At 48.1% G+C, this 26,090-nt stretch carries 21 protein-coding genes and 2 pseudogenes; 20 read left to right on the forward strand and 3 right to left on the reverse strand.

The window, feature by feature from the left end:
- From GY683_RS03355 to GY683_RS03375, 5 genes and pseudogenes are all read left to right on the forward strand, one after another.
- Positions 1 to 289 (forward strand): annotated as a pseudogene (locus GY683_RS03355) (UDP-N-acetylmuramoyl-L-alanyl-D-glutamate--2,6-diaminopimelate ligase); the annotation flags it as partial.
- 61 nt (positions 290 to 350) lie between these two features.
- Positions 351 to 1,814 carry a UDP-N-acetylmuramoyl-tripeptide--D-alanyl-D-alanine ligase gene (murF, locus tag GY683_RS03360; RefSeq protein WP_297287403.1) on the forward strand — a complete coding sequence of 488 codons (1,464 nt, stop codon included), beginning with the start codon at positions 351 to 353 and terminating at the stop codon, positions 1,812 to 1,814.
- 58 nt (positions 1,815 to 1,872) lie between these two features.
- Positions 1,873 to 2,970: a phospho-N-acetylmuramoyl-pentapeptide-transferase gene (gene mraY, locus GY683_RS03365; protein WP_297287404.1), complete on the forward strand. Its 1,098-nt coding sequence runs from the start codon at positions 1,873 to 1,875 to the stop codon at positions 2,968 to 2,970.
- A gap of 35 nt (positions 2,971 to 3,005) precedes the next feature.
- Positions 3,006 to 3,791, forward strand: coding sequence for a crotonase/enoyl-CoA hydratase family protein (locus GY683_RS03370; protein WP_297287405.1), 786 nt, complete (start codon positions 3,006 to 3,008; stop codon positions 3,789 to 3,791).
- 186 nt (positions 3,792 to 3,977) lie between these two features.
- A complete protein-coding gene (locus GY683_RS03375; protein WP_297287406.1) occupies positions 3,978 to 5,204 on the forward strand; it encodes a multidrug effflux MFS transporter in 1,227 nt (408 codons plus the stop codon).
- A gap of 58 nt (positions 5,205 to 5,262) precedes the next feature.
- On the opposite strand, the gene rlmH is transcribed toward GY683_RS03375, so the two are convergent.
- Complete coding sequence (gene rlmH, locus GY683_RS03380) at positions 5,263 to 5,745, reverse strand: 23S rRNA (pseudouridine(1915)-N(3))-methyltransferase RlmH (protein ID WP_297287407.1); 483 nt, start codon at positions 5,743 to 5,745, stop codon at positions 5,263 to 5,265.
- A gap of 163 nt (positions 5,746 to 5,908) precedes the next feature.
- Between rlmH and GY683_RS03385 the strand changes: the two are divergent.
- The 9 genes and pseudogenes from GY683_RS03385 (at position 5,909) to GY683_RS03425 (ending at position 14,209) form a co-directional block, all read left to right on the forward strand.
- Positions 5,909 to 6,381: pseudogene (locus GY683_RS03385) on the forward strand (RDD family protein).
- Between the two features lie 8 nt (positions 6,382 to 6,389).
- Positions 6,390 to 6,797 carry a YraN family protein gene (locus GY683_RS03390; protein ID WP_297287408.1) on the forward strand — a complete coding sequence of 136 codons (408 nt, stop codon included), beginning with the start codon at positions 6,390 to 6,392 and terminating at the stop codon, positions 6,795 to 6,797.
- Positions 6,798 to 6,889: 92 nt separating this feature from the next.
- Positions 6,890 to 7,708 (forward strand): BON domain-containing protein, encoded by an 819-nt coding sequence (locus GY683_RS03395; protein ID WP_297287409.1) that lies wholly within the window; start codon positions 6,890 to 6,892, stop codon positions 7,706 to 7,708.
- Between the two features lie 153 nt (positions 7,709 to 7,861).
- The gene (locus GY683_RS03400) at positions 7,862 to 8,107 is read left to right on the forward strand and encodes a BolA/IbaG family iron-sulfur metabolism protein (RefSeq protein WP_297287410.1); all 246 of its coding nucleotides are present in this window, start codon (positions 7,862 to 7,864) and stop codon (positions 8,105 to 8,107) included.
- A 17-nt stretch (positions 8,108 to 8,124) separates the two neighbouring features.
- Positions 8,125 to 9,387, forward strand: coding sequence for a UDP-N-acetylglucosamine 1-carboxyvinyltransferase (gene murA, locus GY683_RS03405; protein ID WP_297287411.1), 1,263 nt, complete (start codon positions 8,125 to 8,127; stop codon positions 9,385 to 9,387).
- Positions 9,388 to 9,469: 82 nt separating this feature from the next.
- Entirely contained in the window at positions 9,470 to 10,117 is a 648-nt protein-coding gene (gene hisG / locus GY683_RS03410) for an ATP phosphoribosyltransferase (protein WP_297287412.1), read from the forward strand.
- Positions 10,118 to 10,129: 12 nt separating this feature from the next.
- Positions 10,130 to 11,449: a histidinol dehydrogenase gene (gene hisD, locus GY683_RS03415; RefSeq protein WP_297287413.1), complete on the forward strand. Its 1,320-nt coding sequence runs from the start codon at positions 10,130 to 10,132 to the stop codon at positions 11,447 to 11,449.
- Between the two features lie 24 nt (positions 11,450 to 11,473).
- On the forward strand, positions 11,474 to 12,559 hold the full coding sequence (gene hisC, locus GY683_RS03420; RefSeq protein ID WP_297287414.1) for a histidinol-phosphate transaminase: 1,086 nt from the start codon (positions 11,474 to 11,476) through the stop codon (positions 12,557 to 12,559).
- Positions 12,560 to 12,682: 123 nt separating this feature from the next.
- The gene (locus tag GY683_RS03425) at positions 12,683 to 14,209 is read left to right on the forward strand and encodes a fumarate hydratase (protein WP_297287415.1); all 1,527 of its coding nucleotides are present in this window, start codon (positions 12,683 to 12,685) and stop codon (positions 14,207 to 14,209) included.
- Between the two features lie 140 nt (positions 14,210 to 14,349).
- Here the strand turns inward: GY683_RS03425 and GY683_RS03430 are convergent, their stop codons facing one another.
- Positions 14,350 to 17,913 carry an Rne/Rng family ribonuclease gene (locus tag GY683_RS03430; protein WP_297287416.1) on the reverse strand — a complete coding sequence of 1,188 codons (3,564 nt, stop codon included), beginning with the start codon at positions 17,911 to 17,913 and terminating at the stop codon, positions 14,350 to 14,352.
- Positions 17,914 to 18,620: 707 nt separating this feature from the next.
- On the opposite strand from GY683_RS03430, the gene GY683_RS03435 reads away from it, so the two are divergent.
- The 6 genes from GY683_RS03435 (at position 18,621) to GY683_RS03460 (ending at position 25,199) form a co-directional block, all read left to right on the forward strand.
- The gene (locus GY683_RS03435; RefSeq protein WP_297287417.1) at positions 18,621 to 19,694 is read left to right on the forward strand and encodes an RluA family pseudouridine synthase; all 1,074 of its coding nucleotides are present in this window, start codon (positions 18,621 to 18,623) and stop codon (positions 19,692 to 19,694) included.
- Positions 19,695 to 19,843: 149 nt separating this feature from the next.
- Positions 19,844 to 21,397, forward strand: a complete 1,554-nt coding sequence (gene ppx, locus GY683_RS03440; protein WP_297287418.1) for an exopolyphosphatase — start codon at positions 19,844 to 19,846, stop codon at positions 21,395 to 21,397.
- A gap of 125 nt (positions 21,398 to 21,522) precedes the next feature.
- Positions 21,523 to 22,320 (forward strand): acetyl-CoA carboxylase carboxyltransferase subunit alpha, encoded by a 798-nt coding sequence (locus GY683_RS03445; RefSeq protein ID WP_297287419.1) that lies wholly within the window; start codon positions 21,523 to 21,525, stop codon positions 22,318 to 22,320.
- 68 nt (positions 22,321 to 22,388) lie between these two features.
- Positions 22,389 to 23,717 carry a tRNA lysidine(34) synthetase TilS gene (tilS, locus tag GY683_RS03450; protein WP_297287420.1) on the forward strand — a complete coding sequence of 443 codons (1,329 nt, stop codon included), beginning with the start codon at positions 22,389 to 22,391 and terminating at the stop codon, positions 23,715 to 23,717.
- A gap of 59 nt (positions 23,718 to 23,776) precedes the next feature.
- Positions 23,777 to 24,613, forward strand: a complete 837-nt coding sequence (proC, locus tag GY683_RS03455; protein ID WP_297287421.1) for a pyrroline-5-carboxylate reductase — start codon at positions 23,777 to 23,779, stop codon at positions 24,611 to 24,613.
- Positions 24,614 to 24,632: 19 nt separating this feature from the next.
- Entirely contained in the window at positions 24,633 to 25,199 is a 567-nt protein-coding gene (locus tag GY683_RS03460) for a YggT family protein (RefSeq protein WP_297287422.1), read from the forward strand.
- Positions 25,200 to 25,256: 57 nt separating this feature from the next.
- Here the strand turns inward: GY683_RS03460 and GY683_RS03465 are convergent, their stop codons facing one another.
- Positions 25,257 to 26,045, reverse strand: a complete 789-nt coding sequence (locus GY683_RS03465) for a hydroxymethylpyrimidine/phosphomethylpyrimidine kinase (RefSeq protein WP_297287423.1) — start codon at positions 26,043 to 26,045, stop codon at positions 25,257 to 25,259.
- Positions 26,046 to 26,090: the final 45 nt, after the last annotated feature.

Below are 26,090 nucleotides of genomic sequence, written 5' to 3' on the forward strand. Positions count from 1 at the left end.
AGCAGGCGTCACCCATGCCGATGTGTCGATATTCACCGCGGACAACCCTCGCTCAGAAGACCCTAATGCCATCTTAAAAGACATGCAGATCGATCTTACCTGCGAAGAGCATTATAAGGTCATTATCGAGCCTGATCGCAAGAGCGCCATTCGCCAAGCAGTGCAGATGGCAGGCGAGAATGACATTGTTGTGATACTCGGCAAGGGGCATGAGACCTACCAAGAGATTAACGGCGTGCGTCATGATTTTGATGATGCGGCAGTGCTTGCAGAATTGCTAAACAGCTGATAATCAACCCATCATTACCAGTGTAACAATAAAATATTTAAAAAATAAGACAGAAAATATTATGACCTCCTATATTTGGCAAAAAGACAATCTACAAGCCGCCACTCAAGGCGTCTGGCAGGGTGAATTTAGCACCCAAAGCACACGCATCACAACTGACACGCGTAAGATCGAGCAGGGTGATATTTTTCTTGCCATCAAAGGCGATAACTTCGACGGTCATGATTATGTAGAGGCCGCCAAAGAATTGGGTGCGGTCGCTGCCATCGTGAACGAGCCTGTAACAAGCAATCTGCCGCAGCTGATCGTAGGCGACACCAAGAAAGCCTTGGGGTTATTGGGTAAATATCGCCGCGATGTGCATTCTGATTTGACCGTGGTGGCTTTGACAGGTTCGTCTGGCAAGACCACCACCAAAGAGATGATTGGCAGTATTCTGGGTCAGATTGCGCCAACGCTCATCACTCGTGGCAACCTAAATAACGATCTGGGCGTACCAATGATGCTGCTTGAATTGACAGATGAGCATCGATTCGCCGTGATGGAGCTTGGGGCGAACCATGTGGGAGAGATTGCATATACGAGCAATCTGGTGCGTCCTGATGTGGCATGCGTGTTAAATATCGGTACAGCACATCTGGGTGAGTTTGGCGGACGTGCTAACATTGCTAGGGCTAAGGCGGAGATTTATTCATCGCTGACGGCTGAGGGTGTGGCGGTTGTACCGTTTGGCGATGAATTTTTTGAATTTTTGGGCGAGAGTGCCAGTCAATTTACGGATAAGATTTTAAGCTTTGGTGAGCAGAGCGTGCCATTGTCGCAGGCGGGTCTGTCGGATGAGGATGTGGCAGAGCTCTCAGCGCAAGGCGTCACATCTGTGCTGATGATGGGCGATCTGTTTGCCGATGACATCGAAGCTGCGCCAACACATAGCACTTTTAGCCTAAATACCAATCTTGAGGTTGATGAGATTGAAAGTCTGCCTGTCACGCTGCCATTTATTGGTGAGCATAATGTCGCCAATGCATTGGCTGCCGCCGCATGTGCTTATGCACTTGGCGTGCCGCTTGAGATGATTGTACAAGGCTTACAGAATGCTGTCGCACCAAAAGGCCGCCTAACTCGCATCGCCTTTGGTGAGCACACTTTGATCGATGATACCTATAATGCCAATCCGACCTCCATGATTGCAGCGGCTAAGGTGCTAGAGCAAGAATCGAATGCCAAGATATTGGTGTTGGGTGATGTGTTTGAATTGGGCAGTGCGGCAGATGAAGAGCACTATCAGCTTGGTCGGGGCTTGGCGGCTCTTGAGATTGATGCCGTCTTAACAGTGGGCAATCACATGGCGCACACTGTTCGTGCGGTGAATGAGAGTTGTGACATTGCAGTTCATTTTGATGGCAAACAAGCGCTACTGGCCGCTCTTAAAGCTCATCTTAATAATGGTGCATCGACCGTGCTATTCAAAGGCTCACGCGGCATGAAGATGGAAAGTCTGATTGATGACTTGATGAATGCCTAAAATTATCAGATAATTTAAAAAAAATTAACGGTACGAGAGTGCCACAAGGGTTTTAATAATGCTTTATTGGTTATTTCAACACAGCGACATTGCTATCTCATCGCTGACATTGCGTGCGTTATTTGCGGTCATTACGGCACTGCTTATTGTGATTTTTGCGGGGAAGCCTGTCATTAAGTACCTACGCACGCTTAAATACGGTCAAGCGGTGCGTGACGATGGTCCAAAGACGCACCTTGTTAAGCAGGGTACACCTACGATGGGTGGCGTGCTAATTCTGGTGGCGATCGCCATCTCGACATTGGCGTGGGCGGACTTGTCCAATCCTTATGTTTGGATCTTGATGGTGGTGATGGTCATCTTTGGCGCGGTTGGCTGGGCTGACGACTGGCTAAAAATCAAGCATAAAAACCCACAAGGCCTGATCGCCCGTAAAAAATATTTCTGGCTGTCGGTAGGCTCGCTGTTCGCAGGCGGTTCGTTGTATTATATTGCGCTACAACAAGACGCTGCCACCGCCGCTGCCATGCAGGATGTGTTGGTGCCAGTATTTAAAAATTGGGTCATCCCGCTGTCAGCGATTCCTTTTGGTATCGGTTTTATTATTCTGACTTATTTTACCATCAATGGCTCATCGAACGCGGTGAACTTGACAGATGGCTTGGATGGTTTGGTAATTTTACCAGTAGTATTGGTTGCGGCAGGACTTGGCGTGTTCGCGTATATTTCAGGTTCGATGAATTATGCTGCTTACATGCACGTGCCTTATATCGCCTATAATGCTGAGGTCATCATCGTCTGTGCATCGATCATTGGTGCAGGGCTTGGCTTCTTATGGTATAACGCGGCGCCTGCCGATGTCTTTATGGGAGATGTTGGTGCGCTAAGCCTTGGTGGTATGCTTGGTACGATGGCGGTCATGACACGTCAAGAGCTTGCCTTTGTCATTATGGGCGGTATTTTTGTGGCAGAAGCGGTGTCGGTTATCCTACAGGTCGGCTCTTATAAGCTGCGCAAAAAACGCATCTTCTTGATGGCACCATTACACCATCATTTTGAGGAAATGGGTCTAAAAGAAACCAAGGTAGTCGCGCGTTTTTATATCGTGTGCATCATCTTGGTCGTGCTGGGTCTGATGACCTTGAAGCTTCGTTGATGCTTATTTACCATTCATAAAATCAAGGATGATTTATGACTTCACCGATTTTAATCACCAAGCAAGACGACATTGTCACCATCACCTTAAATCGCCCTGACAAGAAAAATGCCATGAGCTTTGAGATGATGCATGCACTCATCGAGATTGCAAAGGACATTCGCAAGGATAAGACGGTGCGTGCGGTGATCATCACGGGTGGTGCGGACTTTTGTAGTGGACTTGATTTGTCGGTATTTGGTGCGCCTAGGCGGATGGCCTGGGCGATGACTCAGCTGATTAAGCCTGCACCTAGTTTATTTCAAGAAGTTTGTCTAATTTGGCAGAGTCTGCCTGTGCCAGTGATTGCGGTCATTGATGGTGTGTGCTTGGGCGCAGGATTGCAGCTGGCTTTGGGCGCGGACATACGCATCAGCACATCGCGCGCTAAGTTTGCCATCCTAGAGGCGAAATGGGGTTTGGTCGCTGACATGGGGCTGACCCACACCGCTAAGCTCATGCGTGCAGATCACCTAAAGGAGCTGGCGATGACGGCGCGTGTGATTGGCGCGGCAGAGGCTGGAGACTATAAGCTTATCACACATATCGATGACGAACCCATGGCAAAAGCCCAATCAATCGCCAAAGAAATCGCCGCCCGCTCACCCGATGCTGTCTATGCCGCCAAAGCGCTCATCAATGGCATGACGCCTAAATCTCATCGTAAGCTCTATCAAGAAAAACTGTGGCAAATCAAGCTCATCCTAGGTGCTAATCGTAATCTTGCCATCAAAAAAGCCAAAGACGACGGTGTCGAATTCCTAAAGCGACAGTTTAAATAGTCCTTGATATTAAGCCCATCCTAAAACTTTAAAACCCCACTTATTATCAACAAAACCCTAGTATTATCATGGGTTTTGTTGTTTTTGCTGCCAAAAATTCGTCAGAATAAAGTGGGCGCTTTGTGTTAAAATACTCCCCTAAAAAACCAATGACAAAATGAATGAACGACGAAATTAGAGAATAGAATGAATCAGAATCAGTCCGCGCACGAAAAACCATTTCCCACTGTTTGGATCTTAATCCTGGGCATGATGATCGCTATTGGTCCTTTGGCGATTGACATGTATTTGCCTGCGCTGCCGAGCATGGCGGATGAGTTCGGGGTGAGTACGACGAATGTGGCGCGTTCGGTGCCTGCGTACTTTGTTGGACTGGTGTTCGGTCAGCTGTTCTATGGGCCTTTTTCTGATCGGGTGGGGCGAGTCAAGCCCATGTATATTGGCATGACGATTTTTGTCATTGCATCAATCATCTGCGCCACCACGAATCATGAATATGTCTTGTTCGCTGCCCGCACCTTACAGGCACTGGGTGCGTGTGTGACCGCGGTAGTGACCCGTGCTGCGATTCGTGATACATTGAACCCAGTACAGTCAGCGCGCGCATTTAGCTTGATGGTGCTGGTCATGGGCGTTGCGCCAATTCTAGCACCGACCTTGGGCGCGGCGATCCTTCAGGTGGCTAATTGGCACATGCTATTTTGGTTCTTAGCGGGCTATGGCGTTCTAAACATCATCCTAACGAAGCTGTTCTTAAAAGAAACCCTAGCACCAGAGAATCGCAACACTCGACCGATGAGCGAGACTTTTTTGGGTTATGTTGATCTTATGAAGGATAAGACCTTTACCGTGCCTGCTGTGGCAGCGGGGCTACTACAGGGGTCGTTCTTTATTTATCTGTCCATCTCAAGCGTCTTGTTCATGGAGAATTATGGACTGTCAGAGAAACAGTTCGCCATCGCATTTGGGGCGAATGCGTTTGGCTTTATCGCTTTGACACAGGCGAATCAATTCTTGACCAAGCGATTTAGATTGGTGCAGCTACTGCGCTTTGGTGCGCTCATGCAGGTGATATCGGCGCTTTGCTTGCTTGTTTTGGGGGTAGTATTTGGAGGAGAAGCTTATTTTGCGGCGGTGTTTTTGGCGATATTTTGCTGCATTGCAGGGCTTGGTTTTACTCAGCCGAACGCAACTGCCATTGCACTCGCCTTTCAAAAGAAACGTGCAGGCATGGCAGCAGCGATGCAAGGCGCACTTCAATTCTCGGTGGGGATATTTGGCGGGCTTTTACTAAGTCTGTTCGATGTCAGTCCTGTGCTAAAGCTTGGCATCACGATGAGTGTGCTGACCGCTATTGGAACGTATTTGGTGTATCGATTAAATCCTAAGCTTGATCTGTCCAAGATGGATTGATTGATAATCAAAAAAAGCAAGTCGTGAAGGCTTGCTTTTTTGTTGTATTAGCCTTAGCTTAGCCGCCGCGATGGTAGGGGTGGTTGTTAATGATGCTCATCGCGCGATAAAGCTGCTCGATTAAAATCACTCGCACCAACGGATGTGGCAAGGTCAAGTCTGACAAAGACCACTTAAAATCTGCCGCTGACAGCACTTCTGGCGACAAACCATCCGCACCACCAATCACCAACGCGACATCCGCGCCGTCTTGCATGGCATCGCCAAGCTTGTCAGCAAGGCGCTCGGTGGAGAGCATCTTGCCTTTGACTTCAAGCACCCACAGGCGTTCTTTTGGGTGGCGCGCTGCCAAGATGGCTTGACCTTCTTGGTGTTTGTATTTATCAATCTCAGCAGCAGAAGGGTTCTTGGCGCGCTTAGCGGGGGCGATATCGATGATCTCGGTCGTCATCATGGGCTGAATGCGTTTAAAATATTCATCGACACCGGTCTGCACCCAAGCAGGCATCTTATGCCCGACACTTAAAATTCTTAATTTCATGTAAATATTCCTTAATATTTTTGTATATTTTAAAGAAAAACAGCAAAAAAATCTCGTTTATTTATCCGAAAAAATAGCGCAAATTCAAAAACTTTGCTATGCTAAGGCAATTTTAATCATCCTGATTATTTGTCAAAATAGTCATAGTTATAAGGCAATCACCATGACACAATCGCTGGCGCAACACCCTGCACATAACGACACCATTTATGCGTATGCAGGGTTTTGGGTTCGTTTTCTGGCGCAAATTATTGACGGGATTCTGTTTTTGTTGATCACGCTGCCGGTGTTGTATTTGATTTATGGTGAGGCTTATTTCACCACTGAACCTGCGACGGGATTGCCATTTTATGGGACGGCAGATGTGCTGATTTCTGTGGTGTTTCCTTTAGTGGCTTGTTTATGGTTCTGGATGAAAAAAGGCGCAACCCCTGGCAAGATGCTGCTGGTCTTAAGGTGTTAGATGCCAAGACGGGTAATCTACTTACTATTGGGCAGGCACTGCTGCGTTATGTGGACTACATCTTATCATCATTGATATTCTGTCTTGGCTACATTTGGGTGGGCTTTGATAAGAAGAAACAAGGCTGGCACGATAAGATGGCCAAGACCGTCGTTGTGCGTGAAGCGCGCTAACATCTGCTGTGAATACCAAAGCGACAACCAAATCAATTGGTGATTTTTATGAAAATCGCGCGATTGATTGGATTAAGTCAGAACATCTAACCGTCATCGCGCGCAATTATAATGTGCCCAAGGTGGGAGAGATTGACATCATCGCACAGAGTGTTGATACTCTGGCGAATGGTAGAATTCGTAAGACTTTGGTATTCATTGAAGTGCGCGCCCGCAAGCGTGGGCAATTTGCAAGCGGGGTAGAGAGTATTACGACCGACAAGCAGCGTAAAATCATCCAGTCAGCAATGCATTTTTTGCAGGAATTTGATGAATTTAATGGGCATGATTGTCGGTTTGACGTGATTGTATTTGATTATAAAGATGGCGAGGATGCGACAGGCGAATGGATTAAGGCGGCATTCCTTGCGTGCTAGACGCGTGAATGACTCGATGAATCAAAGATGATAAGATTGGCATGATGATTGATCTTATTTTAATAGTTTAGGATTTAATAAGGTGGCTTAATATGAAAAAACTATCTTTAGTGGCGCTAGTCGCTGCAGCGATGGCGCTTAGCGCATGTAGCACAATGGGTGCTAGTAATGATGCGAACCAGAATTTTGGCGCTTATGAGATGGGGCGCAGCATCCCTGAGCGCATCAGCGATGAGAGCATCGAGCTGACCGCGCGTAAGAATCTGACGCGCATTGATGGGGTGAATGAGAACTCTGTGCGTATCGCGATTGACAGCTTCCGCCGTGAGGTGCTCGTGACTGGCGAGGTGCCAAACCAAGCCATCAAAACCAACATCGAATCCATGTTAAAATCCATGAAAGACGTGACAGCGGTCTATAATTATCTGACCATCGCTGACACACCAAAGAGTCAAAGTCACACCGTGCACGAAGGCTACCTAAAGTCTAAAATCAACGCACGCCTGATCACCAATAAAGCCATCAAGTCATCACAGTATAAGATCGTTGTACGTGATCGCACCGCTTATGTGCTGGGCTACATGACACCAGAACAGCAAAGCTATGTGCTAGATGCGATTCAGAACACCTCCGGTATGGCATCTGCGGTCACCTTGACCACCTTAGCCAATGGTGACACCAGCATGATCAACACGGCCGACAGCGCAAATGATGCGACGACCGATACCGAGGGTGTGATCTATGGCGGTGTGGTGACAACAGAAGCGCCAAACGACCCATACGCACTACAAGAGATCTACACGCCAGACGCCAACGTCAATGCGCCAAACAACACCTCGCCCGCCTATACACCGCGTGGTTCGGGCACCAGCGGCTATGTGCAGCTATATCAAGGCACCAATAGCCCATAATATGGCTCATTGACAGCCACCGCCATCTATGTCGGACAAGATTGATGGCGGTATGCTATTTTATATAAAACGCAAAATTTTCACCATAAAGAGCCAAGATTTTTGGTATAATGGATTATTTTTTATTGCTATTAAGTTTATTTGGACAAACCCATGAATGCTGATGATTTAATCGAATTATTACGCCCCCATTTCCCTAATGCCGAGATTCAAGCAGCCAACCAGGGCAACAAGTTCGAAGTGTTGATTGTTGATGATGCTTTTGAGGGTAAGCGCTTGGTTGCGCGCCAGCAGGCCGTCTATGCCATCGTTAATCCGCATATCCAAAGCGGTGCGATGCACGCATTAACCATACATGCGCTAACGCCTGCAGAATATCAAAGCAAAACCCAAGGCTAATCGCGTAAGGACACACCATGGATAAATTTAAAATCATCGGTAAAAGCCGTATCGCAGGTGAAGTAACCATCTCTGGCTCAAAGAACGCAGCCTTGCCATTATTGGCGGCCATGCTACTGCCAAATGATGAAACCATCCTGCACAATGTACCAACACTAAAGGACACCGAGACGCTTATTAAGTTGATCGCAGGTACTGGCGTTAATATCAAAAAAGAAGGCAATACCGTCATCGCTGATTCTCGTACTGTGACGGATTATTACGCGCCTTATGATTTAGTGCGTACCATGCGCGCATCCATCTTGGTGCTGGGCCCATTGCTCGCTCGTTTTGGCGAGGCGGAAGTCTCACTTCCAGGTGGCTGTGCGATTGGTTCACGTCCTGTGGATCAGCACCTAAAGGCGATGGAAGCACTAGGCGCAATCATCACTGTAGAGAATGGCTATGTCAAAGCGAAAGCGCCTGCTGGTGGTAAGCTGATTGGCTGTAATTTCACGTTTGATATGGTGACCGTAGGCGGCACTGAGAACGTCATCATGGCGGCGTCTCTAGCCAAGGGTGTAACGCGTCTAGAGAACTGTGCGTGCGAACCTGAGGTTGTCGATCTGGCGAATATGTTGGTTGCCATGGGTGCTAAGATTGAAGGCATCGGCACGCCAACGATGGTTATCGAAGGTGTGGACAGTCTGCACGGCTGTGAGTATAGCGTGATCGCTGACCGCATTGAGACAGGTTCGTATCTGGCAGGGGCACTCATGAGTGAGGGCGATGTCTTAACAAAGAATACCTCGGCAGAATTTTTACACCCTGTACTAAAGAAATTCGAAGCGATGGGCGCGACCATCACCACAGGCGATGACTGGATTCGCGCAGTGATGAAGGGCAGACCAAAGGCGGTAGATATCCGCACTCAAGTGCACCCTGGCTTTCCTACCGACATGCAGGCGCAGCTGATGGCTGTCTGCTGTTTGGCTGATGGCACGAGTACGATCATTGAGAATATCTTTGAGAATCGCTTCATGCATGTGCCAGAGCTGCAGCGTCTGGGTGCGAACATCAAGGTTGATGGACATACCGCGATCGTGGTTGGTGTGGATACGTTCACACCTGCGCCAGTCATGGCGACAGACCTTCGCGCATCGATGTCATTGGTAATGGCGGCAGCATGCGCTGAGGGTGAGAGCATCATCGACCGCATTTATCACATTGACCGTGGCTATGATGATGTTGAAAATAAACTTAAATCGCTTGGCGTGAATATCGAGCGGATTAAGGGCTAGTTATGACGCACCGCAGTTTGTGGTGCGTTTTTACTTTGTTGGACTTTGGGTAGTAACGATAATTTAACCGATAAAGAAAATGATGATGACTGATAATTTTGATGGCTTGACGATTGCCTTATCCAAGGGGCGAATTTTGGACGAGACGTTGCCGCTTTTTGATAAAGCAGGCATCCGCCCAACCGATGACATGAACAAATCACGCAAGCTGATTTTCCCGACGACCGATCCTAATGTACGCTTCTTATTGCTTCGTGCCTCTGATGTGCCGACGTATGTTGAGCATGGTGCGGCGGACATCGGTGTCTCGGGCAAAGATACATTGCTAGAATACAATGCGCACGTCTATGAGCTTATTGACCTAAACATCGCCAAATGCCGTCTGATGACCGCAGGCGTGAAAGGGGCGAGCCTGCCGAATCGTCGTCTACGCATTGCCACCAAATACGCCAACGTTGCACGCGAATATTTCGCTTCTCGTGGCGAGCAGGTAGACATCATTAAGCTGTATGGCTCAATGGAGCTTGCGCCATTGGTCGGGCTGGGTGATCTGATTGTGGATGTGGTCGATACGGGTAATACCTTGCGCGCTAATGGGCTTGAACCCTTAGATGAGATTTGCAAAGTATCATCACGTCTCATCGCCAATCCAGTCAGCTATAAGCGCAAACTTGAGCAGCTGCAGCCGATTTTGGACATTCTAGAAAAAGCAGTTAAAGACAATCAATAAGACAGGTGAATCATGCCAAATCTAACCGTATTAAACAGCCAAGATGCTGACTTTAAGGATAAATTAGCCAAATTACTTGCCTTTGAGACCGTAACCGATGCCGGTCTTGTTCAGACAGTGGACGACATCATCGCCCAAGTGCGAGCAGATGGCGATGCGGCGGTTTTGACTTTAACCCAAAAATTTGACAAGCATCCAGCGACCACGATCGATGAATTATTTATCTCATCCGAACAACTAAAATCAGCATACGATCAACTTAATGATGAGGTTAAAGAAGCGCTAGAGCTGTCTGCAAAACGTATCTTTGATTTTCATCAACACCAAAAAGAAGACGGTTTTCGTTTCGTAGATGGCTTGGGCAATACCTTAGGGCAAAAAGTTACGCCACTTGACCGCGTGGGTGTCTATGTGCCAGGTGGTTTGGCGAGCTATCCTTCTAGCGTGCTGATGAACGCCATTCCTGCCAAGGTTGCAGGGGTGGAACACATCACGATGGTCGTCCCTGCACCTAATGGCGAGCTAAACCCTCTAGTATTGGCGGCGGCGCATCTATCAGGTGTGGATAGCGTCATGACCATTGGTGGCGCGCAGGCAGTCGCCGCCTTGGCATACGGCACGGAGAGTATTCAGCCGGTCGATAAAATCACAGGACCGGGCAATAAATACGTCGCCGCCGCTAAGCGAGCTGTCTTTGGGCAAGTAGGCATCGACATGATCGCAGGGCCGTCTGAGGTGTTGGTATATGCTGAAGGCGAGTCAGCTGATAATGCTGATTGGTTGGCGATGGATTTGCTTTCTCAAGCTGAGCATGACACTGTGGCGCAGGCGATTTTTGTGACGACTTGCCCAAAACAGCTGGATGCTGTAAAACAGGCACTAGATAAAGCATTGGCGAATTTACCTAAAGCCGACATTGCAAAGCAGGCTTTGGCAAGTCGTGGCGCATTGATTCTGGTCAAAGATCGTAGTGAGGGCATTCAGGTGATCAACCAAGTTGCGCCTGAGCATTTAGAACTATCGTTGGATGATCCTGAGAAAGTAGAAAAGCATGTCCGTCATGCAGGCGCGATTTTCTTGGGCAGACATACGCCAGAGGCGATCGGTGATTACTGCGCAGGGAGCAACCACGTTTTGCCGACATCAGGTACGGCGCGATTTAGTTCGCCTTTGGGTGTGTATGATTTCACCAAAAAAACGTCGCTCATCTACTGTACGCCACAAGGTAGTCAGCTACTGGCGAAGACGGCAGATGTTTTGGCGGTGCAGGAGAATCTGGACGCTCATGCCTTATCAGCGCGCTATCGTCATGGCGCTGTGAATTTAGATTAACTTAAAGAATAAACTGAGATTATCATGACTGTTGATACACGCTTATGGAGCGATAAAATCCGCAATCTCACCCCTTATGTGGCTGGTGAGCAGCCTAAGGCGGATAATCTGTGCAAGCTAAACACCAACGAGAATCCATTTCCGCCGAGCCCCAAGGCGATTGACGCCATGCAACAGGTTTTGGCGCGTGGGGCGGATCTGCGCCTATATCCTGATCCTGAATCAGAGGATCTATGCCAGACGTTGGCAGATTATTATAAACTTGACCGTTCTCAGGTGTTCGTGGGCAATGGCTCGGATGAAGTGTTGGCGTTTATTTTTGCATGTTTTTTTGTTAAAGATCGCCCGCTATTAACCCCTGACATCAGCTATAGTTTCTACCCTGTCTATGCGCAGACCTTTGATGTGGATACTAAAATCATTCCTTTAAAGGATGACTTTAGTATCGATACGGCAGATTATAATGAGTCGTGTGGCGGTATCATCATCCCAAATCCAAATGCGCCAACTGGCGTGCTATTGGCACTTGATGACATCAAAAAACTCGCCAAACAGCACCCAAACGCGGTGATCGTCATTGATGAAGCGTATATCGATTATGCGGATAAATCAGCCTCTGCCATCTCTTTGATTGATGATTTTGATAATGTTCTGGTCGTTCAGACTTTCTCAAAGTCACGTGCTCTGGCGGGCTTACGCGTTGGCATGGCGTTTGGTAACACCAATCTTATCAGTGCGCTTAACACTTATAAGAACAGCTTTAACAGCTATCCCATCGATCGCGTGGCGCAGGCGGGTGCGGTTGCCAGTATTTTGGATGAAGAATACTTTGAACAAAAGCGCCAAGCCGTGATAACACTGCGTGATCGTCTGACGGATGATTTGGCTGGTCTTGGTTTTGATGTATTGCCATCGGCAGCGAATTTTGTATTTGCCAAGCCCAATCACAGCGTGCTATCTACCCAAGAGATCTTTGAGAAACTAAGATCGCAAGGCGTGATCGTGCGCCACTGGAATAAGCCGCGCATCAGCGACTATCTGCGCATCACGGTCGGCACGGATGAGCAGAACGCAAGGCTTATCCAAACCCTAAAAGAGATTTTGGTGTAGATTTAGGTTTTTGCTTAAAAATACCCAAAAATAGTGCTACAATGCACCCACTTGGGCAAATGTAGGTTGCCCATTTTATAGCCAGTTATCGCTTCGCGATTTACCAGCCAATAAGGAAAACTTATGACCATCATCAAAAAAGACGACTTTATCCAGTCCATTGCAGACGCATTTCAGTACATCAGCTACTATCACCCAACCGATTACATCGAAGCCCTAGTCGAAGCCTTAGAGCGTGAAGAAAACCCCGCCGCCAAAGACGCCATGACCCAAATTTTGGTAAACAGCCGTATGTGTGCCGAAGGCAAACGTCCGATTTGCCAAGATACAGGGATTGCAACCGTATTTTTAAAAGTGGGCATGAATGTAACGTGGGACAGTGATATGAGCGTGGCGGACATGGTAAACGAAGGCGTTCGCCGTGCCTACAATCACCCTGATAACACCCTACGAGCCAGCGTACTTGCCGACCCTGCGGGCAAACGAGTGAACACCAAAGACAACACCCCTGCTGTCATTCACATGGAAATCGTGGCAGGCGACAAGGTAGAAGTTACCTGTGCTGCCAAAGGGGGTGGTAGCGAGAATAAATCCAAACTTGCCATGCTAAATCCGTCTGACAGTATTGTGGATTGGGTGTTAAAGAGCATTCCTGAAATGGGTGCAGGCTGGTGTCCGCCAGGTATTTTGGGCATTGGTATCGGTGGCACGCCCGAAAAAGCAACGCTACTTGCCAAAGAAAGCCTTATGAGCCACATTGACATTCACGAGCTAAAAGCCAAAGCCGAAAGCGGGGCAGAGTTATCTACCACCGAGAGCCTACGCCTTGAACTGTTTGAAAAGGTAAATGCACTAGGTATCGGAGCTCAGGGTTTGGGCGGTCTTACTACCGTGCTTGATGTCAAAATCCTAGATTATCCAACGCACGCAGCGTCTAAGCCTGTGGCGATGATTCCTAACTGTGCTGCCACTCGCCATGTGGAATTTGAGCTTGACGGCACAGGGGCGGTAAACCTAGAACCGCCAAGCATGGACGTGTATCCTGATATTACTTACAGCCCCGACAGTGGCAAGCGTGTCAATGTGGATACCCTGACCAAAGAAGAAGTGGCAACATGGCAAACAGGCGATGTGCTACTACTTAACGGCAAAATCTACACAGGGCGAGACGCCGCTCACAAACGCATGACAGATATGCTAAATAATGGCGAAACCTTGCCTGTGGATTTCACTAACAAACTCATCTACTACGTTGGACCTGTCGACCCTGTACGTGATGAAGTGGTGGGGCCAGCAGGGCCGACAACTGCCACTCGCATGGACAAATTTACCCGTCAAATGCTAGAACAAACAGGCTTGATCGGTATGATTGGTAAATCTGAGCGTGGTAAAATTGCCTGTGAAGCCATCGCTGATAACAAAGCAGTCTATCTCATGGCGGTGGGCGGTTCGGCGTATTTGGTGTCAAAAGCCATCAAAAACGCCAAAGTGGTTGCTTTCCCTGAGCTTGGCATGGAAGCGATTTATGAATTTGAAGTCAAGGACATGCCAGTAACGGTGGCGGTAGATAGTAATGGCGTATCTGTACACGCCACCGCCCCAAAAATCTGGCAAGCCAAAATCGGTAAAATTCCTGTGGTAGAAGCCTGATATTGAGCCAATAAAAATCCAGCCTAGCGCTGGGTTTTTATTGATTGTTATAAATACAAGCTTATCAATCTAATTCAAATCAATGAATTTGAGTTAGGTATAAAAAAGAGAGCATCCACTCTCTTTTTTATGGGCTTGACTTACTCAGGTTTTTGGTCATTGTCAGACTTGGCGGCTGCTACCTTTGAGCCTGCTTTACGCACTTCAGATTTTGGTTTGTTATCACCTTTGGTGGTGGTCTTTCTGATGCGAGTTTTTGCAGGCTTCGGCCGCGCTAGGTTTAGGATGCCTACCTGTGGCAATAACTGACCTGCGACATTTTCGATCATGTCTTTGTAGCTGTTTGCACTGGTTTTTGACTTCTTGGCAGGCTCATTCTTGCTGGATGCTTCAGCTTCTGATAATGGTTCATCTTCGGTCTCTAGCAATTCTGCAACCTTATTGCTGATGGTCTGCACGGCAGATTCCACATTTTCCTTGACTTGCTCAAGCAGAGTTTCAGAGTCTGCTGACTTTGAAGCTTTTGCATCTTCCGTATGTGCTGATGCTGAGTCATCGACTGATTCAGCTTTGGCATTCTCGGCAGAATCTGCTTTTGGTGATGCCTTGTCTTGCTCAGCGACCTCATCGCTATTGTCAGTATTAATAGGCGGCGTATCGCTTGATGTCATGTCCTGCGCCTCGACACTAGTATTGGCATCAGCAGATGTATCAACCTCTTGATTGGCATTGACTGGTTGTTCAATCACTGCTTCTTGCTCTTGAGCGATGGCGATATCAACCAAATCCAAAGCTTTGTTTTGAGATGATGCTTGGTCATCGGTGACAGACGTCTGCTCATCTACTTCGTCTTTGAAGTCAGGGTGCTGACCGCGTGGATCATTGGCTGCGCGACGTGCGATTCGCGGTGCTGGCGCTTCTGATTTACCTTGTGGTGCGCTGATACGTGATGCGACGCTGGTCTGCTTGTCAAATTCAGCAAGGTAAGCGTCGTTCAGCGGCGCATAGCCATAATTGGCAAAACTAAACTCAGCCACAGGTGCGCGATACTTGGCAACGGCTTGGATGAAGTTTTGTACGAAATTATCACCCTTGCTATCACCTAGCACATTGGTAATGAAATCGCCTGCTGTACCAAAGATTGCGCTTGGCGCGCTGTTGGCAGCGATGACCACGCGCGGATCGTTGACAGCCTTATTCATCTGACGTGCAAGCTCGGTCAGGCGTGCATTGTCAATGCTGGGCGCATTATCCTGAGTGTGGGCTTGTTCGGCTGTCACTTGGGTTTCGGCGATTTGCTCTTTGGTTTCTTCTGCCGCTTCGATAACATCATCGGCAGCGATAGGCTTGGCAGCATCGGTAGCGATATTAGTCTCTACTGATGTGTCAGCCGTTGTTTCTTCGATCTTGGTAGGCTGGTTCTTCGGCTGCTTGGTTGGAAGAGGCTTACTGCCATCAAGTGACAAATGAATGGTTTCGCTTTGTTTGGTTTCTTTAGAGATTGGTGCGACATTCACCACCACTTCATTTGGATTGCTTGGGCGAGTGCGTTCTTTGTCTGCTTTTTTGGCAGGGCGCTCGTCTTTTTTGTCCGCTTTATCGGTGGTGTTGCTTGGAGTTAGCGTCTCACCGCGCACTACTTCACCGCGAGGCTCACGACGCGAACCGCTTTCGCGTTTTGGATAAGTAGGCTCTTCTTTTTTGGTCTTTTTGTCCGTTTTGTCGTTTTTGATTTCTTCGGTGATAGGCGCGTCTTTCTTAGCAGGCTTTCTGTTTCTTTGGCGACGCTCTTGAACTTCTTCGCGTGGTTCGCGCTCGCTTCTTTCGCGTGCTGGACGATGCTCTTTATTCGCATCTTTTTTGTCTTCGCTGGCGATGACCAAGTTGGCAACGCCGCTTGCGCCAAGGCTAACACCGCCTGCATTGATGATTGACTCGATGGCAGCGGCAGCGTTATTGTTATTTAGGTTGCCTGCCAATTGCGCTTGTGGTTTTGGCGCGAATAGGTTGGATAACCAGGCGGCCACTTGTGGCTCAGGCTTGGCTTCAGGAGCAGCTTGTTTTGCTGTGGCAGGCTTAGCGGCAGGTTTATCTTGCTTGTCGCTTGAGCTTGCTTTTTGCCAGCGGCTATTGTTGTCTTGCTCTGCGTGCTCGTTTTGGGTTTGCCAGTTGACATCATAGCCGCGATCGCCCATTTCTTCTTCTTCAGCATTTACGATGCGCTCATAGCTAGATGGTGCGAAGCCGTCTGGGTTGAAGTGTAGGCTAAAGTTAGGGCTTTCTAGGTGGGCATGTGGCAAGACAGTGATGCGAGTGCCAGAGTCTTGTTCTAGATATACCAAGCTTTCGCGTTTTTCGTTCAATAGGAAAGCGGCGATTTCGGTTGGAACTTCTGCTTGAATCTCGCCCATGCGTTCTTTTAGGGCGATTTGTTCGATTTGACGCATGATTGACAATGCCAAAGAGCGCAAATCGCGAATCATGCCATTGCCATGACAGCGTGGGCAGATGTAGCCGGTGGCTTCTTCTAGGCTTGGGCGTAGGCGCTGACGACTCATCTCCATCAGACCAAATTTACTGATCTCAGCGAATTGCACACGAGCACGGTCGTGGCGCGTGGCTTCGATCAGACGTTTTTCTACGTCTTTTTGATGGCGGGCATCAGCCATGTCGATGAAGTCGATGACAATCAGTCCGCCCATGTCTCTTAGACGAAGCTGGCGTGCGATCTCGTCCGCTGCTTCTAAGTTGGTGTGATAGGCAGTTTCAGAGACGTCAGAACCTTTGGTGGATTTTGATGAGTTGATGTCAATAGATACCAAGGCTTCAGTCTGATCGATGACGATCGATCCGCCAGATGGCAGGCGAACTTCGCGCTGATAGGCGGTTTCGATTTGGCGTTCGATGCCAAAGCGTGCAAACATCGGCTCGTATTCGGTGTATTTGCGCAGCTTATCAAGTTGGGCTGGCATCACAGCGGCGATGAAATTGGCGGCCTCATTGTAGGCGTTTTCGCTGTCGATCCATACTTCGCTGATGTCATCACGCAAGTAATCACGCACGGCACGAGTGACGACCCCTGCCTCTTGGTGAACCAAGCAAGGGCTTGGGCGTTTTTTGTTTTGGTCTAGGATGGATGTCCAGATGTCCAGTAAGTGGTTTAGATCGTTTTGCAGGTCTTCAAAGCCCTTGCCAAGTCCTGCAGTGCGCACGATGACACTCATGCCTTTTGGGATGGATAGGCTTGCGATGATTTGCTTCATCTCTTCGCGGACTTTGCCCGAGATTTGACGGCTGATACCGCCTGCTTTGCTGTTATTTGGCATTAATACCAAATAACGACCAGCGAGCGAGATGTAAGTTGATAGTGCCGCACCTTTGTTGCCGCGCTCTTCTTTTTCGACTTGGACGATGACCTCATCACCTTCTTTGAGAAGCTGCTTGATGTTGTCTTCGCGTAGGTTGCCGTGTAGATATTCGGGTGCGATTTCACGCAGCGGCAAAAAGCCTTGACGCGCTGAACCATATTCGACAAAAGCCGCTTCTAGCGATGGCTCAACTCGAGTGATGTGACCTTTATAGATGTTGGCTTTCTTTTGTTCGCGGGTGCGATTTTCTAAGTCAAAGTCGTAAAGGTGATTGTCTTTACATAGCGCCACTCGAATCTCTTCGTTGTGCGTGGCGTTGATTAGGATGCGTTTCATGATGTTCCTTAAAAAATATGGGATTGCTCCCGATTTAAGCAACATCGTTTGAGTGTTTAGTTTAGATTATGTAGATGATCTAAACAATGTTAATAAAGATTATTGTGTCATATTTGCTAATAGCTGGCATTGATGAATGCCTTGATTATCAAATAACTAGCCAAATTTCAATGCTCAGATATATGAGCACGATATAAAAAATTTTGGGTTAAACAGAACCTAGCCATAAAAAGCTTTCATGTTTAACGATTCATTGCTTGCACCAATGAGTTGTCTTGTATGTGTGTTAGCGATGATTGGGGATTGTCTTGTCAGAGGCAGTGTTTGTCTTGTGCCAACTGAGCCAAAAATTCGCTTAACATCTCAAAACAATTTATAAAAACTTAACAATATAGCCGCATGGAATCCTAGATTCAAATGAACTGCGACTGTCGATAACCTTTTTTTCATCTCAAACGGATGTTGCGTGGCATGTGCCAAAAAATGTATTGAGGGGCTGCTAAATATAAACCTAAGTCGGTGTGTCAGACCGTTTTTTGCTGCTTTGGCAGTTATAAAATCAGGCATCAGTGACCGATATTTTATAAAGGTTTAGGGATTTACAAAGGGCGGTTGTAAGAATTTCGCCTTTTTGTGTGCAACGTGATAAACTATACCAAATATTTATCAATTTTCCTACAAAAAAATTAGCCATTTTTAATAAAATCATGAAAAAAACCCAAAATCCCCCCAAAAAATCAGCAAATCCCATCAAAAATCCCGCCCAAAAACCGATAATAAAAAAAACGGACGCCAAGCGCACGCCGAAGTCGCTGAGCGCTGATGATGTCATTGATGATTTTAGTCGCGTCAATTACATCACGGTCACGCCGAACCAAGACGGTCAGCGTATTGATAACTTCCTGCTGGCGCGCCTAAAGGGTTTGCCGCGCTCACACCTATATAAGCTCATCAGAGACGATGAGATCCGCATCAACAAAAAACGCTGCAAACCGCATGATCGCGTCAATACCGGCGATGTAGTACGCATCGCCCCCGTGCGCCTGTCGGTGCGTGATGAGCCTGTGGTGTCTGATGATTTTGCCAGAGGGCTACTTGGCAGAGTGGTGTTCGAGAACGAAGGGCTGATCGTACTAAATAAGCCACATGGGCTGGCGGTGCATGGCGGCAGCGGCGAGAGCTTCGGGGTGATTGAAGCCATGCGCGTGGCAACGTGCAAAAAATACCTAGAGCTGATCCATCGCATCGATAAAGACACGTCGGGCTTGCTGCTCATTGCAAAAAAACGCAGCACCCTAAAAGACTTGCAAGAGCAATTTCGAGAAAAAACCATCCAAAAAAGCTATCTGTGTCTGGTGGTGGGTCATGTTAAGTCGGACAAGCAAATCATCGATCAGCCTTTATTGAAGTACACACTGCCAAGTGGTGAACGCCGCGTCAAAATCGACAAACAAGGCAAACCAAGCCAAACTAAGATCGAGGTGTTGGCACGCTTTGAAATCGATGGTCGGGCGGTAAGCTTGGTGCGCGCATCGCCTTTGACGGGGCGTACGCATCAGATTCGTGTGCACATGGCGAGCATCGGGCATGCATTGCTTGGCGATGATAAATACCTAAGACAACCAGCGCCCAGCGCGCCACGCTTATGCCTGCATGCATGGCAACTGAATCTGGCAGGTGACAGCGATGCGACCAAGCAGTTCGTAGCGGATGTGCCGTCCGACATGGCAAATCTATTCCCAAAAGAATGCGAATTTTTAATAACGCATAAAAAATCTTAAGCATTGATTAATTTTTGAGCTGATTTGCAAAAATATCTTGTCAGTTGATCAAATTTACCGTACATTAAAGTTCTATTTGCTAGCGCCTTTTTATTTGGCAAATTTACGCAGACACAAGACGATTTTATTTAAAAAAGTTAGGAATTCTTATGAAAACAGTTCAGGTCGATACCACCGCCCGTCACGAACAAATCGCCAAGTCCATCCACGAGACAGGATTGTCACGCGATGAGTTGATTGGCTCGATTGACTTGGGCTCGAACAGTTTTCATTTGGCGATCGCGCGCTTAGATCATGGCGAAGTGCGAAAAGTTGCTTCCATCTCTGAGAAGGTTCAGCTGGCAGCAGGCTTGGATGAGAATAATGTCCTGTCAGAAGAAGCGATGCAGCGCGGATTGGACTGCTTGCACCGCTTTGCCCAGCATTTGACCGAGGTCAATCCTAATTTGCTGCGAGTGGTCGCGACCAATGCGCTGCGTAAGGCGGTCAATGCGCAAGAATTCATTAAGCGCGCCAATCAGCTATTACCTAAACCCATCGAGATCATCTCGGGTCGTGAGGAGGCGCGTCTGATTTATCTGGGTGTGTCGCATTCTAACGCCAGTACGGATAAGCGCTTGGTGATTGACATCGGTGGCGGCTCAACTGAATTTATCATCGGTCAAGGCTTTGAGCCGCTCGAGATGGAGAGCTTGCAGATGGGCTGTGTGGCATTTACCAAGAAGTTCTTTTTTGATGGCAAGATTACCGAAGATGCCTTTGATCAAGCCATGAGAGTCACCAAGACCGAGCTGCTCTCCATCGAAAAACGCTACAAAAAAGTAGGCTGGGATAATGCCATCGCCTCAAGCGGCACCGCCAAAGCGGCCTTGCTCGTGCTTCAAGAGCTGGGATTGGTAGATGAGTTCATCACCCTAAAAGGCATGGAGAAACTAAAACGCCATCTGATTAAGCTAGGCGCCATTGATAAGATTGACTTTGAGGGTGTGAAGGCGCATCGCCAGGCGGTATTCCCTGCAGGCGTTGCCGAGCTGTTTGCCATCATGCAGACCTTTGGCATTGATCAGCTTGGCTATTCAGATGGTGCGCTGCGCGAGGGCGTAATGTATGACATGCTGGGCCGCATCAGTAATGAAGATGTTCGCGACCGCAGTGTGATGGCGATGGCAGAACGTTATTCTGTGGACATTAAGCAAGCTGGTCGGGTGACGACCACATGTGCCCGACTATTCGATGCGGTCAAAGACAGCCTAGGATTTAGCGACGAAGATCGCGACTTGCTGCGCCGTGCGGCGAATCTGCATGAGATTGGTCTTGCGGTTGGGCACAGTCATTACCAAAAACACAGCGCTTATTTGCTTGAGTTCTCGGACATTGCGGGATTCTCGCAGGTCGGTCAGGCGATGATGGCGCAGATCGCTCGTAACCACCGCCGCAAACTAAAGTCGGACGCGCTGGATATTGCCGAGAATTTGGGTGGGCGAAAGCTGGTGTATCTGTGCTTAATTTTACGCCTGGCCGTACAGGCCAATCAAAGCCGTACCACCAAGGCTGCGCCCATCCATCTGGAAGTAACAGAAGCTGATCGTTGGCAAGTCTCGGTGGGTGATGGTCTGCATGATGAGCTGATCCGCTCGCAGCTGAACTCTGATGTGGCTCAGTTTTCCAAGTGGGGCGTTAACTTGTCTGTGCTGGATGCTTAATTTTAAGTAATTGGTTGGATTTCTTGGCTGGCATTGTCATAAATATTTTTTGGTTAAAAATATTTAGCAAAATCAAAAAATATGTTAAACTAACTAAGTTTACATTTGTTCATTAGGATAATAACATGAGTACAGTTTGGGAAAGCGTTCAGCTTGCTCGTCACGCGAAGCGTCCATTATTTTTGGATTACGTGTCAGCATTATTCACGGAATTTGATGAATTGCATGGCGATCGTGCTTTTGCCGATGATCGAGCGATTTTGGGCGGTTTGGCGCGTTTTAATGGTGAGCCTGTGCTTGTGGTGGGTCAGCATCGTGGGCGTTCAACCAGAGAGCGTATTGCCCACAACTTCGGCATGGCGAACCCAGAAGGTTATCGTAAAATCATCCGTTTGGTGCAGCTTGCTGAGCGTTTTGGCTTGCCTGTATTTACCTTTATTGATACTCAAGGTGCCTATCCTGGCGTGGGCGCAGAAGAGCGCGGTCAAGCTGAGGCTATCGCTAAGTCTATCGCTGTATTTAGCAGCTTAAAGATACCAGTCATTGCGACAGTGATTGGTGAAGGTGGCTCGGGTGGTGCGCTTGCCATCGGTGTGGCTGATAAGGTTAATATGCTTGAAAACAGCATCTATTCTGTCATCTCGCCAGAAGGGTGCGCATCTATCCTGTGGAAGACCGCCGAAAAGGCTCCTGATGCTTCAGAAGCATTAAAATTAAATGCCAATAACCTGCATCAGCTGGGCTTGATTGATGAAGTGATCGAAGAAGGTGCGGGCGCGCATGAAGATTCTGAGCTTGTGATGAAGTCGCTCAAGCAGCTGCTAACTCGTCAGTTGAATGAACTCAATCAGTTGCCTATCGATGAGCTTCTAGAACAGCGTTATCAGCGTCTGATGGCGTTTAATTCGACCGTATCGCTATAAGCAATACTGTTAAAATTCCACCAAAAAAGCTAGAATACACATTCTGGCTTTTTTATTACCTAATAACCATGCTGAACACGCTAACCCAAGCCTTTAATCATCATGCACAGAAGCTTGCCAATCGCACGCTGTATCTGGCGTGTAGTGGTGGTCGTGATTCTTTGTCGTTAGCGTATGGCTGTTATCTGCTGCATCAGGCGGGTAAAATTGAGCAGCTTCCAATATTGCTGCATGTTCATCACGGTTGGCAAGAGGCTAATAATGATTGGGCGAGAGATGTGGCGGCGTGGGCGGATCAGTTTGGCTTTGATTGTCGGATTCTGCCCATCAAATTACCCAAAAATAGCGAAACTCACGCCAGAGAAGCGCGCTATGCTGCCCTAATATCAGTCATGAACGAAGGCGATGTATTGATGCTTGGGCATCATCAGCATGATCAAGCCGAAACCATGCTCATGCGACTGGCGAATGGCTCAGGGGTATCAGGACTGGCTGCGATGCGAGAGTGGCAACAGATGGGCGATAAGCGCATTCAGCTGTGGCGACCGCTGTTGGGTGTGTCGCGTGATGAGATCAGTCGCTTTGCTGATGAATATCATCTGCCTTATGTGGATGATCCAACCAATGTTGATGATGAGCATGCGCGTGGCAAACTTCGCAATCACATCCTGCCTAGACTCTGTCAGCTAAACCCAAAAGCTGTACAAAACATCGCTCGCACAGGACTGTTACTGGCGCAGGCGAGCGACATCATTGATGAGCTGATCGATGAGAAATTGGCGGACGCGACAGATCGCCTAGCGCAATCTGGGTATTATGAAATGCTGGATATTAATAAGCTCTTAGCGCTCTCATCAGCTGTGCAGTCAACGCTTATCCACCGATGGCTAGGGTTATCCGAACCTATGCCGCCACCCAAGAGATTGGTGGATGATGTTCTTTGTTTGGCGCATCGCACCGATGGCGATCATCAGACGCAGCTTCTGTGGCAGAGCAGGTTAAATTATGTCATCTGTCGTTATCAATCTAAACTGTATCGCTATCAAGAAGCTGCATGGGCGTGCCTAATGGTGCAGAACTATCCAAATGTGATTTATCATGATGATAAAATCATCCTAAAGAGCCATGAGAGACTGTCTATTGTTTGGCAGATGCCGCATCAGATTAAGAATATCAGTGCTGAGCGCGTACTTAGACAGACCAAAGTTAATATCAATCACAAGCGGCTGCATGGCAAAAAACTGGTGCAGAAGCTCGGCATCCCAACATGGCTTCGCTCAAACCTATGGATCATTAAGTCTGATGATCGACCAGCCCTACTGATCACACTGGGGCGGGCTTGGCGGCTTGATGGTGCTGATGCTGATATAGAAAATATCGGCGCACACTTTGCGTGATGTGCGCGCATGGTGTACAATGCGTTTATTTTATGATTGTTAAAATATAAAGGGGAATTATGAGTATTTTGTCAGGAAAGACCATCAGCTTTATTGGCGGTGGTAACATGACATCGGCGATTGTTGATGGCTTATTAAAACTAAAAAAAGAAACCAGTGTTAATTTTGAGATTTGTGTGTCCGATCGCAACCCGCCCAAGTGCGATGCTTTTACCGCCAAAGGCGTAACGGCAGTATCTCCAGCGCAGGCGGACGAGATCATCAGTCGTGCTGACGTGGTTGTGCTGTCGATCAAGCCACAGGTGATGGCTGAGGTCTGTCAGGATGTGGTGCCACATTTATCTGATCAATTGGTTCTGTCGGTGGCGGCAGGGCTGTCTGTACGAACGCTTAGCGACATACTTGGTGGCTATCAGCGTATCGTGCGCAGTATGCCAAATTTGCCACTAGCGATCGGTCTTGGGGCGACAGGGTTATATGCGACAGATGTGAGCGCCAAAGATAAAGAATTGGCGGATGCCATCATGCGCGCTTCTGGAATCACGACTTGGGTGGATGATGAAGAGCTCATGCATGCGGTGACGGCAGTGGCAGGCTCTGCGCCGGCTTATTTTTTCTACATGCTTGAGCACATGATCGCTCAAGCCTCCAAGATGGGTCTGGATGCAAATGATGCCAAGGCGCTTGCCATTCAGACGATGATCGGTGCAGGCGAGCTCGCCAAGACAGGTGATCCATCTACTCTGCGCGAACAAATCACCTCAAAAGGCGGTACAACCGCTGCCGCATTGGCTGTCTTTAATGAGCAAAACATGGGGCAGACCATCCAAGAAGGCATGGCAGCGTGCGTTAATCGCAGCCGTGAACTTGGTGAGATGTTAAGTAAATCCAACTGATTGATGATGCTTTATTTTTATGAATAATCCTATTTTTATTCTCACCAACATGGTGATTAACTTTGCGCTGATTGTGCTATTTGTGCGTTTTATGATGCAGTTAGCAGAAGTAGATTCAAGCAGTCCATATATGAAAGCGACCAAGCGAATGACCGGTGTGGTTGATGTGTTCTCACGCATCTTCCCGAATTTCGGCGCAGGACGTATCAGTGTGGCAGCCGTCGTGCTTATGCTGCTGTTGTACTGGATCAATACGGCAGCCAACGCTTTTATCTTGCAAGAGTCGATCGATGCACTGACGTTGTTCTTTGCAGGTACTTTAAAGGCGATCATTCAGTTCATGGCGATGCTTCGCTACATTATCCTTGGGTCGGTTGTGGCCAGTTGGGCTATCATGTTGTTCAATGTGTCACATCCTGCGGTGTTATTGGTCATGCAGCTGTCTGAGCCAATCATTGCGCCATTTCGTCGGATTATGCCAAATCTTGGCATGCTTGATTTATCGCCCATCTTGGCATTATTTTCCTTGCTGCTTGCCGAGAAATTTATCGCCATCATTGGTGCAAACATTCTAATGAAATTATAATTTATCATTCACACAAAAAGCGCATGGCGATAACCATGCGCTTTTTTATTTAATGGCTTAAATGAACCGATTGGGGATAAGCTGAGCCTTTGGGTTATTCGGGTGTGGAACATCAGCGTGTTGCAACGTCTTAATGATCCATGCGTCGGCATTAGTAACAGCATCGATGAGCGTGTCGCCCATGGCCAGACGGCCTGCGATGTGGCTGGCGAGTGAGCAGCCAGAGCCGTGAAATTCACCCTCAAGGCGGGTAATGATGCTGGTGTGAGCGATTGCGCCATCGACATATAGAAACTGTTCGATGTCTCCGCTTTCAAAGTCATGCGACGTCTTGACAAGGACTGCCTTCACGCCTTTTTCGTTGAGTCTTTTGGCGCAGTCGTGTAGATCATCCAGCCCAGCTAAGGCGCGCAGCTCATGCGTATTGGGCGTGATGAGTGTGGCATAAGGCAAAAGCTGCTCAAACGCTGCTACCAGAGTCTCTTTATCGCCAAGACTGCCACCAGCGTTGGCGACCAGCACGGGGTCAAGGACAAATGGCGTACCAGCTGCGATCTTGCCTGTGGCGAACAGATTGGCGAGCGCCTTGATGTTGTCTACTGTGCCCAGCATGCCTGATTTGATGGCGGCAACAGGTAGGTCTTCTAGTACCGCAGATGCCTGCGCGGTTAATAATTCGCTGGATGTCGGCTCAAATCCAAACACCGCTTGTGAGCTTTGAACGGTGATGGCGGTGCAGGCCACGGCAGCGTGCGCACCTGCCGCACCGATAGATTCAATGTCAGCTTGCAATCCTGCACCACCAGAAGGATCAAGTCCCGAGAAACAAAGCACCGTCGGACGCATCTGATGTGTCATGTGTGATTCCTTATATGATTAGCAATGAGATAT

The organism is Moraxella sp., from assembly GCF_024227015.1.
In the GTDB taxonomy this organism is placed as follows: domain Bacteria; phylum Pseudomonadota; class Gammaproteobacteria; order Pseudomonadales; family Moraxellaceae; genus Moraxella.